The 23,465-nt window shown below is 67.0% G+C and carries 18 protein-coding genes and 1 pseudogene; 8 read left to right on the plus strand and 11 right to left on the minus strand.

The features are described from left to right. Positions 1 to 184: 184 nt before the first annotated feature. Positions 185 to 992 (plus strand): annotated as a pseudogene (locus AB0M45_RS08440) (beta-ketoacyl synthase N-terminal-like domain-containing protein). Positions 993 to 1,013: 21 nt separating this feature from the next. Here AB0M45_RS08440 and AB0M45_RS08445 read toward each other — a convergent pair. The 4 genes from AB0M45_RS08445 to AB0M45_RS08460 all read right to left on the minus strand — a co-directional run bounded on the left by AB0M45_RS08445 (position 1,014) and on the right by AB0M45_RS08460 (position 4,990). After that, positions 1,014 to 1,898: a metal ABC transporter permease gene (locus AB0M45_RS08445; RefSeq protein ID WP_364324355.1), complete on the minus strand. Its 885-nt coding sequence runs from the start codon at positions 1,896 to 1,898 to the stop codon at positions 1,014 to 1,016. A 25-nt stretch (positions 1,899 to 1,923) separates the two neighbouring features. Next, positions 1,924 to 2,688, minus strand: coding sequence for a metal ABC transporter ATP-binding protein (locus AB0M45_RS08450; RefSeq protein ID WP_364324876.1), 765 nt, complete (start codon positions 2,686 to 2,688; stop codon positions 1,924 to 1,926). A gap of 44 nt (positions 2,689 to 2,732) precedes the next feature. Continuing rightward, a complete protein-coding gene (locus AB0M45_RS08455) occupies positions 2,733 to 3,671 on the minus strand; it encodes a metal ABC transporter substrate-binding protein (RefSeq protein WP_364324358.1) in 939 nt (312 codons plus the stop codon). A gap of 62 nt (positions 3,672 to 3,733) precedes the next feature. Beyond that, entirely contained in the window at positions 3,734 to 4,990 is a 1,257-nt protein-coding gene (locus AB0M45_RS08460; RefSeq protein ID WP_364324361.1) for a cytochrome P450, read from the minus strand. Between the two features lie 245 nt (positions 4,991 to 5,235). Between AB0M45_RS08460 and AB0M45_RS08465 the strand changes: the two genes are divergently transcribed. Together AB0M45_RS08465 and AB0M45_RS08470 are read left to right on the plus strand one after the other, a co-directional pair. Further along, the gene (locus tag AB0M45_RS08465; RefSeq protein ID WP_364324364.1) at positions 5,236 to 6,600 is read left to right on the plus strand and encodes an FAD-dependent oxidoreductase; all 1,365 of its coding nucleotides are present in this window, start codon (positions 5,236 to 5,238) and stop codon (positions 6,598 to 6,600) included. A gap of 132 nt (positions 6,601 to 6,732) precedes the next feature. Beyond that, positions 6,733 to 8,244, plus strand: coding sequence for a lipase maturation factor family protein (locus AB0M45_RS08470; RefSeq protein WP_364324367.1), 1,512 nt, complete (start codon positions 6,733 to 6,735; stop codon positions 8,242 to 8,244). Between the two features lie 96 nt (positions 8,245 to 8,340). Here the strand turns inward: AB0M45_RS08470 and AB0M45_RS08475 are convergent, their stop codons facing one another. The 3 genes from AB0M45_RS08475 to AB0M45_RS08485 form a co-directional block, all read right to left on the minus strand. After that, the gene (locus tag AB0M45_RS08475; protein ID WP_364324878.1) at positions 8,341 to 9,234 is read right to left on the minus strand and encodes an alpha/beta hydrolase family protein; all 894 of its coding nucleotides are present in this window, start codon (positions 9,232 to 9,234) and stop codon (positions 8,341 to 8,343) included. Positions 9,235 to 9,517: 283 nt separating this feature from the next. Continuing rightward, positions 9,518 to 9,697: a hypothetical protein gene (locus AB0M45_RS08480; RefSeq protein WP_364324370.1), complete on the minus strand. Its 180-nt coding sequence runs from the start codon at positions 9,695 to 9,697 to the stop codon at positions 9,518 to 9,520. Between the two features lie 151 nt (positions 9,698 to 9,848). Next, the gene (locus tag AB0M45_RS08485) at positions 9,849 to 10,574 is read right to left on the minus strand and encodes an SDR family oxidoreductase (RefSeq protein WP_364324373.1); all 726 of its coding nucleotides are present in this window, start codon (positions 10,572 to 10,574) and stop codon (positions 9,849 to 9,851) included. Between the two features lie 105 nt (positions 10,575 to 10,679). On the opposite strand from AB0M45_RS08485, the gene AB0M45_RS08490 reads away from it, so the two are divergent. From AB0M45_RS08490 to AB0M45_RS08500, 3 genes are all read left to right on the plus strand, one after another. Continuing rightward, positions 10,680 to 11,516, plus strand: coding sequence for a LysR family transcriptional regulator (locus tag AB0M45_RS08490; protein WP_364324376.1), 837 nt, complete (start codon positions 10,680 to 10,682; stop codon positions 11,514 to 11,516). Between the two features lie 766 nt (positions 11,517 to 12,282). Further along, positions 12,283 to 12,543: a hypothetical protein gene (locus AB0M45_RS08495; RefSeq protein WP_364324379.1), complete on the plus strand. Its 261-nt coding sequence runs from the start codon at positions 12,283 to 12,285 to the stop codon at positions 12,541 to 12,543. After that, positions 12,543 to 13,709, plus strand: a complete 1,167-nt coding sequence (locus AB0M45_RS08500; RefSeq protein ID WP_364324382.1) for a hypothetical protein — start codon at positions 12,543 to 12,545, stop codon at positions 13,707 to 13,709. The genes AB0M45_RS08495 and AB0M45_RS08500 overlap by 1 nt, the downstream gene beginning before the upstream one ends. A gap of 493 nt (positions 13,710 to 14,202) precedes the next feature. On the opposite strand, the gene AB0M45_RS08505 is transcribed toward AB0M45_RS08500, so the two are convergent. Genes AB0M45_RS08505 through AB0M45_RS08520 form a run of 4 tightly spaced genes read right to left on the minus strand, consistent with a single transcriptional unit; the run spans position 14,203 to position 22,291 of the window. After that, a complete protein-coding gene (locus tag AB0M45_RS08505; protein ID WP_364324385.1) occupies positions 14,203 to 15,399 on the minus strand; it encodes a DUF2399 domain-containing protein in 1,197 nt (398 codons plus the stop codon). Continuing rightward, positions 15,392 to 19,600 carry a TIGR02680 family protein gene (locus tag AB0M45_RS08510; protein WP_364324388.1) on the minus strand — a complete coding sequence of 1,403 codons (4,209 nt, stop codon included), beginning with the start codon at positions 19,598 to 19,600 and terminating at the stop codon, positions 15,392 to 15,394. Before AB0M45_RS08510 ends, AB0M45_RS08505 begins: the two co-directional genes overlap by 8 nt. Further along, the gene (locus AB0M45_RS08515) at positions 19,597 to 20,742 is read right to left on the minus strand and encodes a DUF2398 family protein (protein WP_364324391.1); all 1,146 of its coding nucleotides are present in this window, start codon (positions 20,740 to 20,742) and stop codon (positions 19,597 to 19,599) included. Before AB0M45_RS08515 ends, AB0M45_RS08510 begins: the two co-directional genes overlap by 4 nt. Beyond that, complete coding sequence (locus AB0M45_RS08520; protein WP_364324394.1) at positions 20,735 to 22,291, minus strand: DUF2397 domain-containing protein; 1,557 nt, start codon at positions 22,289 to 22,291, stop codon at positions 20,735 to 20,737. Before AB0M45_RS08520 ends, AB0M45_RS08515 begins: the two co-directional genes overlap by 8 nt. Before the next feature lie 477 nt (positions 22,292 to 22,768). Between AB0M45_RS08520 and AB0M45_RS08525 the strand changes: the two genes are divergently transcribed. Both AB0M45_RS08525 and AB0M45_RS08530 read left to right on the plus strand, forming a co-directional pair. After that, positions 22,769 to 23,011 (plus strand): CopG family transcriptional regulator, encoded by a 243-nt coding sequence (locus AB0M45_RS08525; RefSeq protein ID WP_364324397.1) that lies wholly within the window; start codon positions 22,769 to 22,771, stop codon positions 23,009 to 23,011. After that, positions 23,008 to 23,442 (plus strand): PIN domain-containing protein, encoded by a 435-nt coding sequence (locus AB0M45_RS08530; RefSeq protein WP_364324400.1) that lies wholly within the window; start codon positions 23,008 to 23,010, stop codon positions 23,440 to 23,442. The genes AB0M45_RS08525 and AB0M45_RS08530 overlap by 4 nt, the downstream gene beginning before the upstream one ends. Positions 23,443 to 23,465 lie beyond the last annotated feature (23 nt).

Below are 23,465 nucleotides of genomic sequence, written 5' to 3' on the forward strand. Positions count from 1 at the left end.
GTTCGTTTTTCTATCACCCCCCCCCCTGGCTGCCCCCCCCCCCCCCCGGCCCCCCCCGACGGTCGGTATCCGGTCCCCGGCTCCACGCCGGCAACCGGCTGAACAGCACCGGTGTTGTGATACGCACGATCATCGCCGAACAACTCGGGCGGTACCGCGTTCCCCCGACCGAAAGGACTTTTCCGTGCCAGAAGCCGTCATTTGCGAACCGCTACGCACGCCCGTCGGCCGATTCGGTGGATCGCTGAAAGACGTTGCGCCGCAGGAGCTGGGCGCGACGGTCATCACCGAGCTGCTATCCCGCACCGGAATCGATCGCGGACAGATCGATTCGATGTGATTCTCGGCCAAGCCGCCCCGGGCGGCGAGGCTCCGGCCATCGGACGGGTAGCGGCACTGGACGCCGGTCTCGGGGTCGAGGTCCCGGGCATGCAGGTGGATCGGCGCTGCGGTTCCGGGCTCCAGGCAGTCATCCAGGCATGTATGCAGGTGAGCACCGGAGCTGGCGAGCTCATTCTGGCGGGCGGCGTGGAATCGATGAGCCAGACCGAGTTCTACGCGACCGAGATGCGCTGGGGCGTCCGGGGCGACGGCGTCGAACTGCGCGACCGCCTCGCTCGGGCCAGAGTCACCGCGGGCGGACACAACTACCTGGTCCCTGGCGGCATGATCGAGACCGCGGAGAACCTGCGCGCGGAATTCTCGATCAGCCGCACCGACCAGGACGCCCTCGCGATGCAGTCGCACCAGCGCGCCGTCGCCGCCCAAGTCCTCACCGTCCTCCGGCACTGGGACATCGCCCCGGACGATCCGAGGCTCAACCCCAACGGCTCCGCCATCGCCCTCGGCCACCCGGTCGGCGCCACGGGCGCCCGCATCCTGACCACCCTGCTGCGCGAAATGCACCGCGCGAAGCGCGCTACGGGCTGGAAACGCTGTGTGTCGGCGGTGGTCAAGGCATCGCGGCAGTCTTCGAACGCCAGCTTCCGTGAGCGAGCGCGGACGAACCCGCCTCAGTCTCCCGCGCCCGCCAAAGCCGCGCTTCTCTGCCGGCGTGCCGCCGAAATGCGCCGCGTGATCACACCCTGCCGAGGCGCGAACAAATACGCGGCCGTGAAGGCGAGGCCCTGGACGACGACGACCATGCCGCCCGGCGCGGTATCGAGGTGGTAGCTCACGTACAAGCCTGTCACGGCACAGGCCACCGAGACGGTCGGGGCGATGATCAGCATCCGGCCGAAACGGTCGGTGAGCAGGTAGGCGGTCGCTCCCGGGATGATGAGCATGGCGACCACCAGGACAACGCCGACCGCCTGGAGGGCGACGACAGCCGTCAAGGCCAGGAGGCCGAGCAGGGCGGTGCCGAGCAGCCGGGGACTGAGACCGATGGCGTGCGCGTGCGTGGGATCGAAGGCATACAGCGTGAAATCGCGGCGTTTGAGGATCAGCGCGGCGAGGGTGATCGCCGCGAGCAGCACGACTTGGATCAGCTCCGCGCGGCTGACGCCCAGCAGGTTGCCGAACACGATGTGGTTGAGGTCGGTCTGGCTGGGCGTCACCGACACCAGCACCAGCCCGAACGCGAACAGCGTGGTGAAGACGATGCCGATGGCGGCGTCCTCTTTGATCCGGCTGGTGTCGCGAACCACCCCGATCAGCGCCACCGCCAGGAACCCGAACACGATCGCGCCCACCGCGAAGGGCAGCCCGAGGATGTAGGCCAGCACCACACCGGGCAGCACCGCGTGGGAAACCGCGTCCCCCATCAACGACCACCCGATGAGGACCAGCCAGCAGGACAGCACCGCGCACACCACCGCCGCCGTCACGGTGGTCGCCAGCGCGCGCACCATGAACTCGTAACGCAGTGGGTCGATGAAGAATTCGGTCGGATTCATTGGCCTGTCTCGCACTCAGCCGGGTTCACACCCGGTCCATCACATCCAGTCCGAACGCCCTCGCCAGGTTCTCCGGCCGCAGTACCGAATCGGGATCGCCGTGTGCGAGCACCGTGCGCATCAGCAGCACCGCCTCGTCGGCGAGGCCGGGCAAGGCGTTCAGGTCATGCGTCGACACCAGGATCGTGGCGCCATCGGCGGCCAGCCCACGCAGCAGCGTGGTGATCGTGGCCTCCGAACGTTTGTCGACCCCGGCGAACGGCTCGTCGAGCAGCAGGACGGTCGCACCCTGCGCCAAGCCGCGCGCCACGAACGCGCGCTTCTTCTGCCCGCCGGACAGCTGGCCGATCTGCCGGTCGGCGAGGTCGGTCAACTCCACGCGTTCCAGCGCATCTGCGACGGCCTCGCGGTCGGCCTTCCGAGCGCGGCGGGTGAACCCCAAGCGGCCGTATCGACCGGTCATGACCACGTCGCGCACCGAGAGCGGGAAGCTCCAGTCGACATCCTCGCTCTGCGGCACATAGCCGAGGACGCCCGCCCGCCGCGCCGCCACCGGCGCGCCGCCGTTGATTCGCACGCTTCCGCGATCGGGCTGGACCAAGCCCATGATGGACTTGAACAACGTCGACTTGCCGGAACCGTTCATGCCGATCAGACCGCAGACCCGGCCGGAATCCAGGGCAAGGTCGACCCCGTCGAGCGCCAGCACGTCACCGTAGCGGACGGTGACGCCCCGCACCTCGATCGCCGGCGTGCATGCCTGCGCCGCGCTGAGGCTCGGCTCCGGCATGACCGCCAGGGCGGCTGTGTCGATGGTTCGCTCGCTTCGCTCACTCATGGCCTGCGTCCCGTCAGGGCGGAACCGATCGTCTGCGCGTCGTGGCGGATCAGCGCCAAGTAGGTCGGAACCGGGCCGTCGGCCTCCGACAGCGAATCGACGTACAGCACGCCCCCGAACCCGGCGCCGGTGGCCTCGACCACCCGCCGCATCGGCGCGTCCGACACGGTGGACTCGCAGAACACGGCAGGCACCCGGCGCTGCCGGACGAAGTCGATCGCCGAGGCGATCTGCTGGGGCGTGGCCTGCTGCTCGGCGTTGACCGCCCAGATGTACTTCTCGGTGAGGCCTGCGTCGCGGGCCAGGTAGGAGAACGCGCCCTCACACGTCACCAAGGCGCGCTCGTTCGGTGACAGCACGCTCAGGGTGCCGACGAGTTCGTCTTGTACCTTGCGCAGTTCGGTCTTGTACCGCTCGCCGTTGGCACGGAAATCGGCCGCGTGCTGCGGGGCGAGCTCTTCGAAGGCGCGCACCATGTTGTCGACGTAGATCTGCGCGTTCTGCGGCGACATCCACGCGTGCGGGTTCGGTTTGCCCTGGTAGGCGTCCTCGCTGATGCCGATCGGCGCGACGCCGTCGCTGACCACGGCGTGCGGCACGCGCACATCGGCGACGAACTGGGCGAACCACGCCTCCAGGTTCAGGCCGTTGTCCAGGATCAGATCGGCCTTCGAGGCCTTCTTGATATCGCCGGGAGTCGGCTCGTAGCCGTGGATCTCCGCGCCCGCCTTGGTGATCGACTCGACGGTCAGGTGGTCGCCGGCCACATTCCGCGCGATATCGGCGAGCACGGTGAACGTGGTGAGCACCACCGGTCGATCATGTCGCCCGGCCTCACTTGCCCCGCAGGCGGTGAGGACCAATGCCAGGGCGCCCACGGTGGCCGCAGCGACCAACCGGCGCGGGGGCAGAGCAAGCAAACGCCGAGCCTTCATACACTGAGATCATAATGTTCGCCTGCCCTAACTTTCAAGTTGGAGTCATTGAAACCCCGCCGTCACGCCACGGGCAGCGGAGGTGACGGCTCGAACACGACCGGCAGAGCGGTCAACGCGCGGTGGAACGGGCCAGGCCGCCAGGTCAGCTCACCAGGCGACACCGCGAGGCGGATCTCAGGTAAGGCGTCGAGCAGCTGGTCGATGGCGTCCTGCGCGATCAGGTAAGCCAGCGAACGGGCCGGACACACGTGTGGCCCGCCACCGAAAGCCAGATGGGCGCGATTGCCCGCGTAGTGGTCCGTCCTGATCGCCGGATCGGTATTACAGGCGGACATGCTGATCACGACCGGCTGGTGGGCGGGCAGCCAGAAGTCCTCGATCAGGATCGGCTGCTTCGGGAAGCTGAAACAGAAGTTCGCCATCGGCGGGTCGTTGAACAACACCTCGTCGAGAGCGTCCCTGGTCGAGAGGCTCCCGCCGAGCACACTGGCACCGAACCGCTCGTCGGTCAGGATCAGCCGCAGGGTGTTGGCGATCAGATTCTGCTGCGGTTCGATGCCAGCGCCGTACAGCGTGCCCACCTGATTGGCCATTTCCACATCGGTGAGGTCAGCCGGATGTTGCAGCATTCGAGTCGTCACGTCATCGCCGGGTTCGGCTTTCTTGTGTTCGATCAACTCCGCCAACGCAGCCATCAGCAGCTTGTTCCCACGCTCCGCGTCGATGCCCTCGAAGATTGCGGCCATACCGCTCGCGGCGCGCTGCGCGATCTCGGCCGGGCAGCCGAGCAAGGCGTTCAGCACCGCGAACGAGAGCGGAAAGGCATACTGGCGCACCAGGTCCGCGGACCCGTCCGCACAGAACGAGTTGATCAGCGGGATGGCGAGTTGCGCCACGGTGTCGTGCAGTTTGTACCGGTCGACTTGGTCCAGACCCGCGGCATTGGCCTTCCGGTAACGGGCGTGCGCCGCGCCGTCGTTACGCCGCGCGTTCGGCCGCCACTGCATGAGCGGCAGCACCGGGCAGTCGGCCAGAACGCTCTGCTGCCAGGTGCGCGGATCGGCCGGAAAATGGTCCGGGTCGTTGAAGATCCGCACCGCGGTGTAATACCCGATCACCAATGTCGCAGGCACGCCCGGCGCCAACTCGATGGGCACCAACGACCCGTACCGTTCGCGCATCTCGCGATAGGCGCGTTGCGGATCCGCCGCGAACTCCGGCGCGTACAGCGGAATCCGCGGACCGTCGGTATCGATCGGTGAACCGTGCGGTGCGCGGCCGGATGAGCTGTGCGTTGGGGACGGAGGCATCGTCATCGAAGAAACTCCATGCGGTCGAACAACAAGACCAGTGAGCCTAGGCAGCGTGCGCAGCGTGCGTACCGAAAACGACGGGTCTGGTCACCGGACCGGCCCGACCACGAAATTTGCTATAGAATTGCCGGAATATTCGGCTCGCATGCCTGATCGAAGGCTGATCGCACCCGTTGGCTCGGGGTGCGGCGATCGCGCGACGACCGCGGAGCGGCGCCGCGCGGAACTCCAACCCGAGGGCGGCTTTCATGACAGATGTCGACTATTGCGTAATCGGTGCCGGATTCGCGGGATTGGCGGCCGCGCTGCGGCTGAAACAGACCGGCCGATCGGTGGCCGTGCTGGAAGCGCGCGACCGGCTCGGCGGGCGGACGTTCACCGAAGTGCGTCCGGACGGGTCCTGGATCGATCGCGGCGGCGCCTGGATCGGGCCGGGACAGGACCGGATCCACGCCTTGATGAACGAGTTCGGGGTACCGAGTTACCAGCAGTACACCGACGGTGAGGCCATGATGGTGGTGGACGGCAAGCAGCACCGCTATACGGGCACTATTCCGTGGACCATGAGCCCGTGGGCGGCGATGAACCTCGGCGCGGTTCTGCTCGAGCTGGGGCACCTGTGCAAGTCGGTCCCGCTGGAAGCCCCGTGGGCCGCGAAGAAGGCAGGCAAGTGGGATCAGGTCAGTCTGGCGCATTGGCTGGATGGCAACGTCCTGTCCAAACCCGCCCACGACCTCCTGGAGACCGCAATCGCCGGCTGCTACACCTCGGCCGCCTCCGAAGTGTCGATGCTCTTCGTGCTCTACCAGATGGCATCCGGTGGCGGGCCGGGCTTCGTCCTCGGCGTCAAGGACGGCGCACAGGACGCCCGGCCGGTCGGCGGCATGGGCGCCATCTACCGGCCCATGGCCGCCGAGATCGGCGAGTCGATCCGCCTCTCCCAGCCGGTCCGGCTCATCGAGCAGGACCTCGACGGGGTGACGGTTCGTACCGATCACTCGAGCGTGCGCGCACGTCGGGCGATCGTGGCCGTTCCGTTGGCCGTCGCGGGCCAGATCCGCTACGAACCCATGTTGCCGGTAGATCGCTCGTTCCTCCACCAGCGCATGCCGAGCGGCTCGATCATCAAGACTTCCGTCGTGTACGACGAACCGTTCTGGCGCAACGACGGGTTGTCGGGCCAGTCGGTCGCGCCAGAGTCACCCGCGACCGTCACCATCGACGCCTGCACGGACACCGGGCGACCCGGAGTTCTGTGCGTCATCATCGAGGGACCCATCGCGCGACAGGTCGGACAACTCGACGAGATCGAACGAAAGAAGACGATACTCGGCGAACTCGGCGATCGATTCAGCGAAAAGGCGAGATCCCCCATCGACTACATCGAGCACAACTGGAGCGCCGAGCGCTACTCCGGTGGCGGGATGCTCAGCCACGCACCGACCGGTGTGCTCACCCAGTTCGGCCACGCCCTCCGCCAGCCTTGCGGCCGGATCCATTGGGCCGGAACCGAAAGCTCCGCGGTCATGTGCGGTTGGATCGACGGAGCCATCCGCTCGGGCGAGCGGGCGGCGAGCGAAGTGCTGGAACATGAAACCGCGGTGGCGGGCTGAGACTGATCAGGGCTTTCATCACGCGATGTTCGGGTGCACCGGCGGGGACGACGGGTATTGCCGGAAAGAATACGGCCGCTGCGAGCGTTTTCCTGATACACGGACCTTCGTATCGAGCGTGGGCGACCAGCGATGTTCGAGTTCTACGATTCCGGTTATGTCCTGGCCCGGCTGATCTTCGAGCGGCTGCTGGGCCTGGTGTATCTCATCGCGTTTCTGTCGACCTCGGCCCAATTCCGGGCACTGTGCGGCGAGCGAGGCTTGCTGCCCGCGCCCCGGTATCTGCGGGCGGCGGGGTTCCGGCGGGCGCCGAGTCTCTTCCATCTCCACTACTCCGACCGGATGGCCACCGCGCTGGCCGCGCTGGGTGTGGTGCTGTCCGGCGCGGTCGTGCTCGGTGTGGTCGACATGGTGCCGCTGCCGGTGGCCATGGCGATATGGGCAGCGCTGTGGGTGCTGTATCTGTCGTTCGTCAATGCCGGGCAGGCGTTCTACGGCTTCGTCTGGGAAATGCTGCTGTTGGAGGCAGGCTTTCTGGCGATCTTCCTCGGGAACGCGGACACGGCCCCACCGATCGCGGCGGTGTTCCTGCTGCGCTGGGTGCTGGTACGGCTCGAGGTGGGAGCGGGCCTGATCAAGATCCGCAACGATCCGGCGTGGCGGGATCGCACCGCGCTCTACTACCACCACCAGACCCAGCCGATCCCGAACCGGTTCAGCTGGTACTTCCACCATCTGCCCAAGCCGATCCATCGCCTCGAGGTACTGGGGAACCATGTCGCGCAGCTGATCGTGCCGTTCGGGCTGCTGTGTCCCCAGCCGATCGCGTCGGTCTCCGCCGGGATCATCATCGTGACGCAGCTGTGGCTGGTGGTCAGCGGGAACTTCGCGTGGCTGAACCTGCTCACGATCGCACTGGCCACGCTGGCGCTCGACGGCCGGTTCCTCGCCGCGCTGGTACCGATCGAGCCGACGCCGGCGCCGGACGGCCCGCTGTGGTTCACGATCATGGTGTCGATCCTGACGGTGGCCATGGTGGTGCTCAGCTGGGCGCCGGTCCGCAATATGGCCTCACGCAACCAAGTGATGAACGCCGCCTTCAACCGGCTGTATCTGGGCAACACCTACGGCTTGTTCGGGCACATCACCCGCACGCGGCTCGAGCTGGTCATCGAAGGCACCGACGACCAGCCCGGGCCGGGCGCGACCTGGAAGGCGTACGAATTCAAAGCCAAGCCCGGGACCCTCACCCGCCGCCCGCGGCAGGTGGCCCCCTATCACCTGCGGCTGGACTGGCTGATGTGGTTCGCGGCGATGTCACCGCCGTACACGGAAGCCTGGCTCCTGACGATGGTGGTCAAACTGCTGCAAGGCGACACCGCCCTGTTGCGCCTGCTGGCGAGGAGCCCCTTCCCTGAGCGACCGCCGACGTACGTGCGGATCCTGCTCTACGTCTACCGCTTCACCACGCGGGATGAGCGCCGCCGCACCAGAGCTTGGTGGACGCGCCGCTGCGTTGTCGAGTATCTGCCGCCGGCCACACTGCGCGCGACCCCGGATACGGACCGGTCCGCACCGGCACCTGACACCGCCGAACCGGAGGTGCCGCGTCCGGCCGATCAACCCTCCCGGAACGCTGAATGAGGAGTGCTGATGGGCGGGCACGGCCCGGCTCCGGGCCTCGCGCGCGTTTCCCGGTGATCCCCGCTGTGGGTCTTGCCCTGGTTACCGGCAGCTGTGTCAGCGTGCGCGGAGTGCGTCGAGGATCATCGGACGAGCCGTAGCCAGCGCTTGCTGCCAGTAGGGCCACGTGTGCGTCCCGTTGACGAAGTCGATGCGAGCGGCGATTCCCAGCGCCGCGACTCGATCACGGAACATCTGGGCGGCAGCCTGCGTCATCGCCTCCAGGCTCATCGCGTTGACCGTGTTGCCGACCCCGTTCGGCGCGTCGAGCGGACCGGGCGCGCCATTACCCGTCGAGACGTATATAGGCAGTCCGCGCAACAATTCGGCCTGCACAGTGGCGTCGTTTCGATTCCAGGCGGGATCACCGGCCGTACCCCACATGTCGTCCACATTGAAGTTGCCCTCGTCCCACATGGCAGCGCGCATCGCTTCGTTCCAGAGCGGAAAAGTCGGGTGCACGAATCCCGAAAAGGATCCGGCGAACTTGAACTGGTCGCGATGGTGGCCCGCCAGCGTCAGGGCGGCGTTGCCTCCCATAGACGCCCCGACAATAGCGTTGTTGGTTCGCGAGACGCCGTACCCTGCCAGGAAGGCGGGCAGCTCCTTGGTGAGGAAGGTCTCCCATTTGTACGTCGTCGCCTGACGATTGGTACTACTCGGCCGGTACCAGTCGGTGTAGAAGCTCGACCGACCACCGACCGGGAACACCAACGTGACGTTGTCGCTTGCGAATTGGCGCAGCGCGTCGGTATCGCTCGTCCACTGATTGTGATCACCCGGCGCACGCAGACCATCGAGGACGTAGACGGCCGCGCTCCCACCACGAGCCGCCCATTGGACCTGGACCTTGATCGGCCCCATGCTCGACGGCACCAAAAGCTCCTGGTAACCACCTGCAGGCGTCCGCAATACCGGCGCATGCGTCGGCGTGGCAGTAGCCACCGCCATACCGATCCACGACACCAGCACAGCTATGGCAATGACAGCACCGGTCTTCCTCACCCAACCACGCACCCGCTGGTTCCCAGATCGCGCTGCCGCGCCCACCCCGCACACCTCCTACTTCCCCGGCAAGCTGCCGAAGAGACCCGAATCCGGCTGTCGCTCAGGCCAGCGTACTTCCTGCGGGTTTGCGACTCCGCCCACGACCGGGAAGACCTTGTAGTCACTCCATGAGTGCGTGAAGTCGCGCTGGGCCCGCCGGTCTGATAATCGGCTGGCGGCAGACCTGCTACCGCGGCAGTGTCGTCGCCGCGACCGCGGATCGGACGAAATCGTCCTCTTGGACTGCCCCCTCGAGTGCCCCGGCGAACCACTCGAGTTCCGCGCGCCTGCCAACGAAAGCCCGGTCCCGCCCGGCGGCCAGGCTGTGCGCCAGCCTCGATTGTGTTCGTGTGGTGTCCGTCGGCATGACAACGAATGTACGAGCCGACGGCGGGTGCCGAATCAGTCGAATGACTGTGCCGATCTATCTGACTGCCTTTGTCATTGTCTTGTTTCTCCTCCGATGCACGACGCGCGGCCGACTTCGAGAACGGGAATGGTGGGCACCGGTGTGCCCGTCACCAGGGCACCGTTCCGGCGTCGTCGAAGAATCCGCCGGTCGGTCCGTCGTCGGGCAGGGTCGCGAGGTGAATCGCGATGGCCGCACCCTGTTGCGGTGTACGGACGCCGCGAAAGCCGTTGAGGTCGGTGGCGGTGAAACCGGGACAGCCGGAGTTGACCAGGATGTTGGTATCACCCAGTTCCTTGACGTATTGGATAGTGAGGGCGTTGAGGAAGGTCTTCGAGGACAAGTAGGCGGCGGGAACCTGGCCCATGTCGATGCCGGGTGTGGCTTGCAGGGCGAGCGAGCCGACGCTGCTGGACATGTTGACGATCCGCGGTGAGGCCGAGGCGCGCAGCATCGGCAGCATCGCGTTGGTGACCCGGATGACCCCGATCACGTTGGTTTCCACGACAGCTCGCACGGTCGCGGGATCGACCGTGGCCGGTGTCTGCGGCATACCGCCGGTGATCGCGGCGTTGTTGACCAGAACATCGAGCCCTCCGGCATGGTCGGCGATCAATTCGGCCGCCGCGGCCACACTTGCGTCGTCGGTCACGTCGAGCGGCACGCCGAACGCATCGGTCCCGGCCGCGCGCAGTTTCTCCACCGCGGTGTCGCGGCGTTGCCGATCGCGCGCGCCCACACCGATTCGCCAGCCGAGCGCGCCCAGGCCAGCGGCGATCTCGTATCCGATTCCCTTGTTCGCGCCGGTCACCAGCGCAATCGTCTGTTCACTCACACCGCCGATCCTGCTGCGGCTCCGGGTGCAGCGTCCAAGACCGATCGGGTGGGCGGCGATACCGCACGGGTATTGGTCGTGGTCATCGCCGGATAGCATGACCTGGTGGAGACGCGGGAGATGCGATACTTCGTCGCCGTCGCCGAGGAGTTGCACTTCGGGCGGGCGGCACAACGGCTCGCGATCGCGCAACCACCACTATCGCGAGCCATCCAGCAGCTCGAACGGCGGCTCGGAGTCGTTCTGCTGCACCGCACCGCTCGCGCCATCGCCTTGACCGAGGCCGGGGCGGTGCTGCTGCGGGAGGCCCGGACCGCGCTCGACGCGGTCGAAGCCGCCGAGCGGCGAACCCGCCGTGCCGCGGCCGATCAGCCCGGTGTGGTGCTGGCCACCAAGGCCGGAGCGTCCAGCGAACTGTTGTCGAAGCTGCTGCACGCCTACGCCGCCGAACCGGGCGCCGTGGCAGTCGAGGTGATGCTGTGCGGGCCAGGCGAGCCGGAAAGTCTGCTGCGCAACGGGCGTGCCGACGTTGCTCTGCTCCACAGGCCTTACGACACGACAGCCGGATTCGACACCGAGGATCTGCACACCGAACAGCAGGTCGTGGTCCTGCCTGCGGGACATCCCCTCGCCAACCGGGCGCATGTGCCGTTGGCCGAGGTCAACACCCTGACGATGCCCCTGCCGCGCTGGCCTGGACGGGACGGCAGCTATCCGGACGGCCCCGGCCCGCAGGTGCGCGACCATACCCAACTATTCCAACTGATCGCGCTCGGACTGGCCTGCGCGGTCGTGCCCGAGTCGCTGCGAACCCAGCTACGCGACGATCATGCCGTCGTGCCCGTGTCAGACGCGCCGGCCGTCACGACCGTCATCGCTTGGCCACCACACAGCAGATCCAAAGCCGTTGCCGACCTCGTCCACACCGCGACACGCCTTTAACCGACACCACTGTTCGCCGGCCGTATCGAGCATCACCAATCTTTCGGGCTACACCCGGATTCGGGATACATCCGGAAATGTCGCATACCGGGCGCACCGAAACTCGGCTGTGCACTTTCGGATGCCCAGGATCACCACAACCACCGGCCCATCCGATACAAAGCAGAATGCAAACCGTGGGGTTTCCGTGGGGTCGGGCCAAATAAAACAGGTCGGGCCCGGTTAAAAACTGAGCCTGACCTGTTGTTTCTGTGGACCTTGGGGGACCCTACTACAACCCTGAAATCGCAGGTAGAAGCGCTGAAACGCAGGCTGAAACCCTGGAAAACCTGATCCAGAAGCTACCCGACACGACAACACCAGCACCGCCCCCGTGGAACGACCCAAACCACAGCGGGCACGGCAACTCGACACCGACCGAGTCGCGGAGCTGATCACCGGCTACCAGACCGGAGCAACCGTGTACGAACTGGCCGCCCGATTCGGTATCGAACGACGCACGGTCAGCAACATCCTCCACCGACACGAGGTACCGATGCGCCGTCGCGGCCTGTGCCCGACCAGGTCGATACCGCCATCCACCTCTACAAGCTCGGCTGGTCACTCGCACGCGTCGGTAAGCACCTCGACGTCAACCACACCACCGTCCTGACGGCACTGCGTCGGCGCGGAATAGCCACACGGGATTCTCAGGGGAGACCGCAAGGGTAGTCGACGGCTACCCTGTCGCCTTATGGCGAGAGGCGTTCCGAAGGCTGCAGCAGGGATGACCGGGCGGTGGCGGATCGCGGCGGTGAGCAGCTGGGATCGGAACGACATCGACTTGGTAGAGCCGGGTTTCATCGAATTCGGCCGAGACGGGACCGGCCAGTTCGGTTTCATCGCTGTCCGCGGCTGGCTGGACAGCCGCCCTGCCCAGCGGGATGGCCGGCCAGGTGTCGAGTTCATTCACCTGTTCTTCCACCTGGGTGACGACTCGTCCTTCCGGGCGAAGCCCTTTGTCCGTTCCGACGGAGTGGATGGATAGTGAGCGAGTATCAGTACTACGAATTCCTTGCGGTCGACCGGCCACTCGACGATGACGAGCAGGCAGCAGCCCGATCGCTGTCGACCAGGGCGAGGATCACGGCCACCAGCTTCGTCAACGAGTATCACTGGGGCAACTTCAAAGGTTCCCCCAGACGGCTCATGGAGCATGTCTACGATGCACACCTGTATGTCGCCAACTGGGGCACCCACCGGGTGATGTTCCGGCTGCCGCGCGATCTCCTCGATCCCGGTGTCGTCGAAGGCAACTGCGTCGACGACGGGGTCGACGCCTGGGCCACGGACGAGTTCGTCGTGCTCGAATTCGTCAGTGAGGACGAAGCGGGTGAATTCGATTTCGACTATGATCCAGCGGCATTGCTATCGGCGATCGTCGGGGTTCGCGCTGAACTCGCTGCCGGCGACCTCCGACCGCTATACCTCGCCTGGCTGGCCGCCTACGGCGCCTGGGAACGCGAGGAAGACCTGTTCGACCGAGATGCCGACGACGATCTCGAACCACCGGTGCCGCCTGGGCTTGGCTCCCTCACCGCGTCCCAACGTGCGCTGGCCGATTTCCTGCGCCTCGACGCCGACCTCCTCGCGGTCGCCGCACAAGCCTCGGCGCCGCTCGAGCAGTCCAGCGACGATCTCGCGGACCTCCCCGCCTGGCTGACCCACCTGACGGCCGTCGAGAAAGACACGCTGCTGGCTCGGGTTGTGCAAGGGGAGGCCACATGGGTGCGGATGGAGTTGCTGCGCCGCTTCCGCGGCGACGCAACTGCGGCCATCCCCACCCATGCCCGCCGGACGGTGGCCGACCTGCTCGACAACGCGGCCCGGCGACGAGCCGAGCACGAGCGCCGAGCGGCCGAGAAACGCGCCGAAGCAGAAGAACGAGCCGAACACGCTCGTACCGTTGCCCGGGAACGACGACTCGACAAGCTTGCCGACACACAAGAACTCGCATGGTCGCGCGTCGAGGCGATGGTCGCCACCCGGAAACCATCCGAATACGATGCCGCCGTCACGCTGCTGCTCGATTTACAGGCATTGGCCGAACGTGAGAACCGCGATGCCATGTTCACCGAGCGATCCATGGCCCTGCGGCAAACGCACGCCCGCAAACACGCCCTCATCGAGCGCCTCGATCGCAACGGTCTCTGACCCCGCTGCGCTTCGTCTCGGCGACTGGCCAGCTCGCCACTCGGCAGTGCACACAACCGTTTCGCGAGTTGCCGCCATCACGGCCAGCCGGATCGTGCTTGGCATAGCCGAGGTGGTCGTCCATCTTCGAGGATCTTCACCGTCAGATCCGCACGCCGCTGCTGACGCGACGTCAAACCGTTGCGATCGGTGCGCGGTCCGCTCCCACGATGTCGATCTGCACATCGTTGGCACGGGTCCAGTAACCGCCGATGGCGGGGACCGGCAGGGAGATTCGCATCGAGCAACAATCGTGCCAGCGCTTCGCGCACCATAGGGTCAACGGCCCTGCCACGCCAGCTCATCCAATTTGCGCGGATGCGCTTCAGCATCAGATTGTCTATATGTTCGGGCGGCAATCCGATGAACGCCCTTACGGCCGCCTGCCTCGAATCCAGCACCGGCGGACCTCGCATCGACGCAGGCGAGCCAGCGCAGGCGCTCCTCGGTGTATTCAGCAGACCGGCGGCGCTGCCGCCCGGAGGTCGGCCAGTAGCAACGGCAGGATCGCCTCTTCATGTAGATCCTTGCTGTGCTGGGCGTGCAGATCAGCAGGCCAGGCGTCCGCACATGTCTCGAGTCCGAAGTGACTAGCGTAGGTCTGGGTGTCGAAACGCCACGGCTGGGCGGTGGCGACCGCCGACTGGACAGTCCGGACGATGATCAGGCCGGCGGAGTCGATATCCGCACGCACTCTGACATCTATTCCCGCTTCCGCGGCGCCGATCAGCAGGTCCAGTGCGGCCAGCGCGGGCATGCCGTCGGTGCACACCAGAGACGGGCAATTCCCGCCCAGTTCGTCGGCGGCGGCCTCCACCACAGCCGGGTTCTCACAAACGAACAACACTGGCGGCACCGACGCGAAAGACCATGGTCCCAGCAGATCCCGCAGTGTGAGCCACGAGGGAGCGCCGCGCCGGTGGCCGGCAGTGATATCCAGTGGAACGTTCAGTGTCAGCACGCGCGAGGACACGGTGTCGCAGCGCACGCCCGCCGCCGCCCACGCCGCCCGCCACTGCCTGCCCGGCCGGGCCGGCGGGGGGCTACCGTTTCTGATGGCTACGAGACGCGCGATCGTGCGCCCCAGTTCGGTGGTGTAATCGAGCGCGTGCGCGTCGCCGGTGGCCTCGGCGGCGAGCTGGCCGAGCCGTTTCGGCGGACCGGTCCAGGGCAGCAGCGGCCACACCCCAGCGATACGATCCACCAGCTCCTCTGCCCGGCCGGAACCCAGCTTCGGGGCCCTGGGACCAGCCAGCCATATCTCGACGATGCTCGCGGACAGCCCGACCCTGCCGAGGGTGTCCAGCACCAGGCGGCGTTCCCGCTGCTGCGCGCGCTGCTGCGCCGCTGCAAGTTCCCACGCCACCGGCAAGGGGCCACCGTGGAGCAGTTCCGCGAACCGGCCGACCGTGAGACCGTGATGCGCGAGAGCAACACCGAGCGCCCGCAACGTCACCGCATTCCCGGAAACCTCCCAGTCCACCCCCAGCAACCGCCCCACTTGACGCCGCTGTTCGGTCGTCAGCGTCACTTTCAGCGACCCGCGTTCCAGCCCGCCACCGCGATGGATGCGGCGGCTTATCGCCTCGACAACTAGTGCGGGGCCGGGCAAGGCGGCCCAGGCCAGCAACCCTGCGGGCAGTTCATCCATCGTCGAGACCGAACAGGCCGTCTACCGGCAGGGGATCGTGCGTTGCGCCGAGCCGGTCCACGTCCACCTCGGTCAGCGTGCCTCCGCACCACAGGTAGGGCAGCACGTCGACACCGGGCAGGTGCTTCTCCCTGGCTAGCTCGTAGATCGCCACCGCGGGCACCGTCTCGTAGGTGCACCATTCGTCATGTGCGGTGAGCATGATGTCGAGCTCGAAGTCGACTGTAAGCCCCATGAAGGATGCTTTCACCTGGGCGTCGACACCAGTCATCGCCTCGTCGAGCCACACCCAGCGCGGTGCGTGCGCCGCGGCCGCGTCATAGGCGACCACCGCTGCGGCGAACAACGGCTGCGACAACAGCACCACCTTCTCACCACCTGATTTGGCGCCGTGCTTGGCCGCGTCGAACGGCACCCACCGGCTGGTGCTGCCGGGCCGGTAGTGCAGACCGATCTTCAGCCAGCCTCGATAGTCGAGTGCCCGGCCGAGCTGATGTTTCCAGTCCACCGCACCCTCGGCAGCCGCCTCGGAGCGTGCTTCGTCGATCTTGCGGGCGAGGTACTGGCGTACCATCTCCTGCCGGTCGACAGACAATTCGGCATAACCTTGGCCCAGCGCGTCCAGTACCGCCACCGCATCCGGCTCGGCCGGATCCGCGTGCCAGACCACCTTGACGGTGTGGCCCTGCCGGGTCGGGCGCTTGGCCAGCTGGCTGTTGATGTGGGTGAAGGTGCGTTGGGTGTAGTCGAGGCGGTCTTTCAGGTGTTCGATGAAAGTCGAGCCGAGCAGAGTGGCCAGCACTCGTTGCTGCTCAGCGTCGAAACTGTCGCGTTGTTCGATCACCCGTGCGGCCAAGGTATCCGCGGCTGCGGGAGGCAACTGGAACCCCGCGGTGGCATCGGTGTGTATCTCCACCCGCGGCAGGGTCTCATCGTCGTCGAGGACTCTTGCGTCCTGCTGGGGAAGCAGCGCCTGGCGCAGTTCCTCCAGCTTGTTCACGCATGCCCGCCATGCCCGATCCACGTCGGCGGGTTCGGCTTTCAGCTCGATCTCCCGGCGCACCGCGGTTGCCAGATCCCGCGCTGCCTGCACATTCCGGCGCTCCGGCACCTCCACGGTGAGCGGCTGAGCGAGCCCGTGGTCGAGCGCTTCCCACAGCTGCGCGATCGCCTGGTCGCGGCGCTGCTCGGCACCGGCCCGCTCCCGTTCATGATTGGCCAGCACTTCTTCGGCGCGGGCCTCCTTTACGCGCGCACCACTGAGCTGTTCGTCATAGGTGGCACGCTCGCTCTCCAAGCGCTCGATGTGGGCGTCGAGTTCCGCCTTGCTGGCCAACTGCTGCTGCTGATCGGCACCCAGCGCCTTCTCGGCGGTATGCAGCTTCACTCCGAGGCGGCGTTGTTCCTCCGCAATATCGTCGCGTGCGGACTCGGCTTCCACACGCCGCTGCGTGTTCTCCTCGAGGGTGAGCATCGCGTCATCATGAGCCTCCTCAGCCGTGTCCAGCTGGCGCAGGACCATGCCGTAGCGGTCTATGTCGCCACGCAACGCAGTGAGCGCATCCGCCTGGTCGCCGAGCCGGTCCTGGGAGAACCGGTGCGCCGCAGCATATTCAGCCAGGACGGCGCGCGCGACATCGAGATGAGCCAGTTCGGTCGCATGCTGGGTCCCGGCATCGACGAGTTCACCGGCACGGGCGATCGTCGCGCGAGTGCGTTCCCCCCACAGCACCACCGCACCGCTGAGCTTGCGCTCCTCGGCCTCCGGTAGTGCTTGCTCCTCGGCGTCCAGCCGATCCAATGCCGCCCCGGCTTTCGTGATCCGGGAATCGATAGCCGACAATTGCTGAGCCAGCTCGTCCTGCTCGGCTTCGAGTGCGGCAATACGGCGGGCTCTGAACGCTTCCCGGGCACCGGTGCCGACATAGGTCGCCGGTCCGACGGCGTCGGCGCGACCGGCCAGCCCACCCACGCGCCAGCAGCCGTCCGCGCCCAACCAGTCACCGGCCGGTTCGGGCTCCCCGGCAGCACGCCAACCGAACTGCGCAAGCGCCTGCCGTACGAGTTCGATTCCCACCCCGCCGGCTTCGACCGGTTCCAGCACCGCGAGCAGGTTCGTGCCCGACCGGTCTCCGGTCGCGGCGCCTCCGGCCAGACTCAGGTCGGCGAACTCGACATCGATCGTGCCATCCGGCGCGACCCAGGCGTCGAGCAAGCCGGAGCCGGCGAGTGCCGCCTCCAGCACCTCCAGCTCCGTGTCGTCCACACCCGGCAGCGGATTGACCAGACGCCACAGCGGCGCGCCCTGCCCCTGGGAAACATCCGGCCGCATCCGCCGTCGCCAAGTCGTCGGGACCGGCGGCGCGGCATCGGTTTCCGCCCGCACCTCGGCCAGCTCTCCGGCGACCGCACCGGACCGCTCCGCGATCGGCGCCCGTTCGAGCAGCGCGGACTGTTTCCGCTCCTGCCACGCGGTGCGCTGGGCCGAGATGTGGGCACGGATCTGCGCTGTCACCGACGGCTGGGCCGAAACCTCGCCGGTGTCCTCGATGACCGTCAGTTCGGCGATCGAATGGCACCAGCCGGCCAGGATCGCCTCCGTGGGCTCGGCCACCTCGGCATCGCCGGACCAGTCGCGCACCCGCGCCTCCAATGTCCGCGCGGCGCGACGGACAGCCGACAGTGCCTCCTCCTCGGCCCCCCGCGCCCCGGCGAGCCGGGCCTCGGCAGCCTCGACCAGCCTGCCGGACCGCTCCACCCGCTGCGCCGCCGCGGCACGCTGTTCGTCGAGTTCCCGCAGATGCCGGAATCGTTCCTGCCGGGACCGATGCTCACCGATCAGGGCATCGACATCCCGAGCAGGCACGTGGCGTTCTACCGACTCCGTCAGTCCCGCGAGCACCGCGTTGCCGGCCATCGACTGCTCCGCGGCACGCAGCGCTTCGCCGGCTTCCCGCACCTTCTCTGCGGCCTTCGTGGCTTTCGCCGCGGCATTCGCTTCGGAAACGCGTTCTCGTTCAGCCAGCTTTACGGCGCTGTCGTGCTGGTCTCGCACCCGGCGGAGCTCCCTGCGCAGTCCCTCGATTCGTCCGGTCGCGGACACCGCGTCCTTGTAGGAATCCGATTCGAGCAGTTCCCGCAAGGCCGCCATCGCGTCCCCGAGAGCGCGGCGGGTCTCGGCGAGGCGGGTCTCGGATCGGCCACGCAGCGCCACCGCGTCCGCGAGCGTGGCCTCCGCAGCTTTCTTATCACTCGTCGTTTTGTCCAGGCTGGTGGTGGCAGCAGCCATCTCGTCGGCGCGCAGCCGCATCACCCGCTTGGCCCACGGCTGCCACCCAGTGCGGACGAACATCGCGATCGCCCGCGCCGACTCCTCGGTGCGCTGCATCGTCGCCCGGAGTTGCTCGAGATGCTCCCATCCATCGGCGAGCTGATCGACTTCATGACCGGCCAGTGGCGGCAATGCATCCCGCAAAGTCATGGCCAGGCTGGCTGGGTTGAGCCGCTCACCCAGCTTCGGCTTACGCAGCTGTTTGAGCAGTTCGGTGAGATTGTCGTACGACTCGGCACCGAGCCCGTACAGCTCCTCGGCCAGCCGGGCCCGGTAGGCCCCAGCACTGCTGGGCAATGCCACCCCATCGATCTGCTTGAGGTCCTTGAGTTCGAGCGCGCGGCCTGCCTCGAGCAAGGTGAAGTCCCGGCCCAACCGCTGCCTGGTGACGAAATGCCAGGTGCTGACGGGAACGGTCCCGCTGCCTGCCCGCGCCGAGGCACCGAGCCCGCAGGTGAAGTAGGCCGGGGACCCGTCCTCGGTGATCCGTCCGAATTCGGCCCACGCGTATCCGAGTCCGGCATCGGCAGGTTCGCGTGGGTCGTCACCGTCGCCGGTGGGCAGCAGATTGAATCGCATACTGCGATGCTGGGAACCGAACGGGTCGAGCACCGATGGCGCGATCTCTCCGCGCAGCAGCAGTAGCGTGGTCAGTTCCAGCACCTTGGTCTTGCCCGCACCGTTTCCGCCGCGCAGGACCAGTCTGCCGTCGGCGAACCAGAATTCCGCGTCGTCGTATTCCCACAGATTCACGATGCCCACGCGCAACGGTTGCCATCGCTGGCGGCCGGGCGAGGGCAGTTTCCGAGACTGCGCGGCTTGAAGCCAGTCCTGCCCCCAAGTTTGAGCGCCGGCGAGTTCGACGGTCATCGAGGCTCCTCGATACGTGCGGTTTCGGCAAGAATCTCCGGCGCGCGGTATCGGGCAGCCGCCGGGGTCAGCTGCCACAGACCGGGGCGCAGTCCCGGCCGGAGCAGGTCGAGCGCCCGCAACAGTTCCACTACCCTCTCCCGGCGCGCGGTCGGCGCCGCGACCTCGGCGATGATCGACTTCGGATGCCGTACCGCAACATCCTCGACGGCGTTCAGCAGGTCGGCCTCCGTCACCACGCCGGCATCGTCCCGGCGTCCATACAGGTCGCCGAGGACGACGAGGCTCACGAAATCGACCGCACGCAACCGCGGGAATGGCAGGTCGGTTGCCGATTCCTCACCGGCGATGAGAGCCAACCCTTCGGCACGTTGTTCCACTGTCCAACCTGTCATCTCGGTGCACCACGCCACCACTCGGGTGCGCTGCCGGATCAGATACGCACGCTCGGCTTCGGTGAGATCGCTGTAGAGGCAGACCGGCAGCTCGATGATTCGCCGCATCACGGCGAACCGTTCAGCCGCTTCGGTGAACACCGCACCGCGCTGGTCGAGCGCAGCCTTGAGCGCGGCTGGGTCGGCCATGCGCAGCAGCATCTCGCGCTGCACACCGTAGGTGCCGCCGACCTTGTCCGCCTGCCGGGCCCAGCCGTCACGGCGGTCCACGCTATCGCTGCCCGCCGGCGCCAGCGCACCGGCCGACACCAGCAGCTCCAGTGCCGTGACAAGCAGCTTGCGCTCGGTGAACCGGTCGGGCTCGTAGGCAGTGACCGGGCAGTCGTCGCGCGCCGAGATCACCCGCACCCGATCCGAGAGGTCCTGGGTGGAGGTGATGTCCTCGGCTTCCTCAGCTGCCGCGGCGGCCAGCAGCGCCAGTACCAACGCCCGACGCGGCGGCGGGTTGACCCGGCGGGGCGCGATCACGGTGTCACCCAAGGGCAGGCGGAACAACCTGGCCGCGGTGTCGGTGACCACCAGGCGGTAGCCGAGGCGGGAGGAGAACCAGTTCACCAATTCCGGCCGGTGCCGGGGATGCCGAATGAGGCCGAACAGTTCGCGATGCCGGACGCGGTCGACCACCGGGTTGGCCAGCAGTCCGATGAATGCGCGGCGCCGGCCCAGCGCGTCCCGATCGTCATCCACGGTGCTCCACCTCCGCCGGGTCCAGCGTGAAATGCCAGTTCCGCGTCACGAACCGGCCGTGCGGGCAGTCCAGGGCGGTGGTGCCGGCAACCGCCGGCTCGGTCAGAGTGACCCGCCATCGGCCGTCTTCGGTGAGCCCGGCACGTTGCGGCTCCCCACGGCGCGCCCGCGCCGTCGCCAGCAGATCGAGCAACATCCGCAGTTCGGGCTCCGACAGCGGCGCCCAGTCCGCCAGTTCGGTCCCCGATCGCGCGCGCAAAGCCGCCTCGGCCTCCCGCCGCTGCGCCAAGGCCGCAGTTCGTGCCCGCCGTGCCGCCGCCCGGCCGGTGGCCGTATTCATCGCCTTGACCCGCCTGCCGACCGCAGCCCGCTGGCCGTGTTCCCGATACCGTGCCGTGATCGGTGCCGCAGCGGCATCGGACCAGGCCAACGCGTGGTCGTCGGCACCGTCAGCGGCGATCAGCAGATGACGCGCCGGGAACACACCGATGGCCGTGTCCCACATGCGCCAGGCCGCTTCGTCGTCAGGTGCGCGCTCAATCGCGCCAGCGAGCTCGAGCAACTCCCCGCGCCGGGTCAGCGCACCGCCGGTATCCAGCAGAATGTGCATGTTGCGGGCCCACGGCGCCACCAGGTCACGCAATTGCCTGCGCAACCGTCTGGCCTGTCCATCGGCGCCGTCGAACCAGCTCCGCAACGATTCCCAGGTGCGCGTCCATCGCTGCACCTGCAGGTCCACCACGTTCTCAGGTGCGTCGTCGGCAAGGGCACCACGCACAGACGCCCGCCACACCGAGTCGGTCAGCTGCGGATGCACTTCCGCCATCAGCGCCGCGACAGCCGGAGTGTGAATGTCGACTTGCTCACCCCACATCCCGACATAGGATTGCAGCGTCCGCCACAGAACTTCCTGCTTGTCCGGGTCCGGCCCGCCAGATAGCGCATGCGCCAGGCTGCGCTGCCAAGACCGCGCCGCCACCGCCATCCCGTGATGCAAGGTGATGACCTGTTGGTACTCCGCCGCAGCCGCCGGGAAATTCCGGTCCCGTACCGCGTCGGCGAACCCGCGCAACCGGTCGTGGATCGCCCGCGGAGCCAGAGTGAGATCCGCCGCGGCATCCTCATCAGCGGCCGGATCCATAGTCCAGAACGCGTGCAGCCGGGCCGCTGTCGGAGTCAGCTGGAAACGGTCACGACGCCGCAGAAAATCCTCCCCCGTGCGCGCCGGCTCCTGCCACCGAGTGAGCACTCCCCACCGAACCAGGCTGGTCAAACGAGCATCGAGCGCGAAGGAGTCCTCGTGCAACAGCCGATCGGCCACCTGCTGTCCGGCACGCTCACTCACCCACGCCCGCAACCGGGTAGCGATCTCATCGAACGACATCCCGGTCAGACTGGTGTCCTGAGCCTCGACCAGCACATCGACGATCGCGCGATACTGCGCGGCGAACCGAGACACCAAGTAGGCAGGCACCAATTCCTGCCCCGGCAGATAAGCGGCCCAAGGGTCAACACCCGTCGATTCGACCAGCTCATCCCCATCACCCACCGGGCAAGAATAGTCCGGCTTGCCGTGCCGGACGCAACCACAAGGACCTCGATCTTCCTCGCGTTGGCCCGATCTGGGAGTTGCCTGGTAGACCGCCCCGATGTCGTGCGTCTGCCCGCTCCCGAATGTGCCACGATGGCCGCCGCGGAACGGAATCGCGGTGACGAGGTGGACGTAGTCGCCGGGTCCCCATTTCCGCACTGCTGTCCTATTCCACATAGTGGGGCGCATGACCGGCCGCGGTGAGCAGTCGAGTACGACAGCCGGTCGTGACTAATTGCGGCACAGCGCAATCGCTGAGAATGTCCCCGTCTCGGTAAACCCGGAGTAACGAAGACCACTTCGAGACACCCGTTCCGGACCATGCTGCTCGACATGCCCGGTCACCGTCGTCGGCACCGCACCGGCGGGATCAGATCCAGCCAGCTCCGGCGCCCAACATGTAGCACACCCGCAGTGGGTGGTACCATATATGGCATGGTGAAGACAACCGTCTATCTCCCCGATGAGCTGGAGGTCCGGCTCGACGCGGAGGCCGCGGCAACCGGGGTGAGCAAGGCGGAACTCATCCGCCGCGGCATCGCGATGCTGCTGGACGCATCCGACCGGCCACGCAACGACGCGCCGCTGCCCGTCTTCCACAGCGGGCGCTCGCGCAGTGCCGACGAGATGCGTGAGGACGTCTACCAGCAGATCAAGCAGCGATCGGCCCGTCGATGATCATCGTCGCCGACACCTCGGCGCTCTTCGCCGCATTCGACGCCGACCAACACGAACACGAACAGACGCTGCGCGTGATGGAACGCGAAACCCTGGTCATATCGCCGCTGGTGCTGACCGAGCTGGACCACCTGACCCGCCGCGACCTCGGCTTCACCGCGGCGATGAAGATCACCGACGCGCTGCTGGGCCGAGCCCTCGACGGCCGCTACCGGCTTGCCGAGTTGAAGCACGTCGACCTGTCCACAGCGCAATCGGTCCGCGCCAAATACGAAGGGCTGCAACTCGACCTCGCCGACGCGGTCGGCGTAGCGCTCGCCGACAAATACAAGACCGACTGCATCTTCACCCTCGACCAGCGCGACTTCCGCGCCATCGAACCACTGACACCCGGTTTCCGCTCGTTTCGGATCCTGCCCGCGGACACATAGCGAGCTGAACACCGGTCACACTG

The sequence above is a fragment of the Nocardia sp. NPDC051787 genome, from assembly GCF_040681325.1.
Lineage (GTDB): Bacteria > Actinomycetota > Actinomycetes > Mycobacteriales > Mycobacteriaceae > Nocardia.

Excerpts from the sequence above, each read along its gene's own strand:
- AB0M45_RS08470 (WP_364324367.1), top strand. The coding sequence starts at position 6,733 with ATGTTCGAGTTCTACGATTCCGGTTATGTCCTGGCCCGGCTGATCTTC.
- AB0M45_RS08445 (WP_364324355.1), bottom strand. The coding sequence starts at position 1,898 with ATGAATCCGACCGAATTCTTCATCGACCCACTGCGTTACGAGTTCATG.
- AB0M45_RS08480 (WP_364324370.1), bottom strand. The coding sequence starts at position 9,697 with ATGCCGACGGACACCACACGAACACAATCGAGGCTGGCGCACAGCCTG.
- AB0M45_RS08460 (WP_364324361.1), bottom strand. The coding sequence starts at position 4,990 with ATGACGATGCCTCCGTCCCCAACGCACAGCTCATCCGGCCGCGCACCG.
- AB0M45_RS08530 (WP_364324400.1), top strand. The coding sequence starts at position 23,008 with ATGATCATCGTCGCCGACACCTCGGCGCTCTTCGCCGCATTCGACGCC.
- AB0M45_RS08505 (WP_364324385.1), bottom strand. The coding sequence starts at position 15,399 with ATGGATGAACTGCCCGCAGGGTTGCTGGCCTGGGCCGCCTTGCCCGGC.
- AB0M45_RS08525 (WP_364324397.1), top strand. The coding sequence starts at position 22,769 with ATGGTGAAGACAACCGTCTATCTCCCCGATGAGCTGGAGGTCCGGCTC.
- AB0M45_RS08455 (WP_364324358.1), bottom strand. The coding sequence starts at position 3,671 with ATGAAGGCTCGGCGTTTGCTTGCTCTGCCCCCGCGCCGGTTGGTCGCT.
- AB0M45_RS08450 (WP_364324876.1), bottom strand. The coding sequence starts at position 2,688 with ATGCCGGAGCCGAGCCTCAGCGCGGCGCAGGCATGCACGCCGGCGATC.
- AB0M45_RS08510 (WP_364324388.1), bottom strand. The coding sequence starts at position 19,600 with ATGACCGTCGAACTCGCCGGCGCTCAAACTTGGGGGCAGGACTGGCTT.
- AB0M45_RS08465 (WP_364324364.1), top strand. The coding sequence starts at position 5,236 with ATGACAGATGTCGACTATTGCGTAATCGGTGCCGGATTCGCGGGATTG.
- AB0M45_RS08495 (WP_364324379.1), top strand. The coding sequence starts at position 12,283 with ATGACCGGGCGGTGGCGGATCGCGGCGGTGAGCAGCTGGGATCGGAAC.
- AB0M45_RS08475 (WP_364324878.1), bottom strand. The coding sequence starts at position 9,234 with ATGGCGGTGGCTACTGCCACGCCGACGCATGCGCCGGTATTGCGGACG.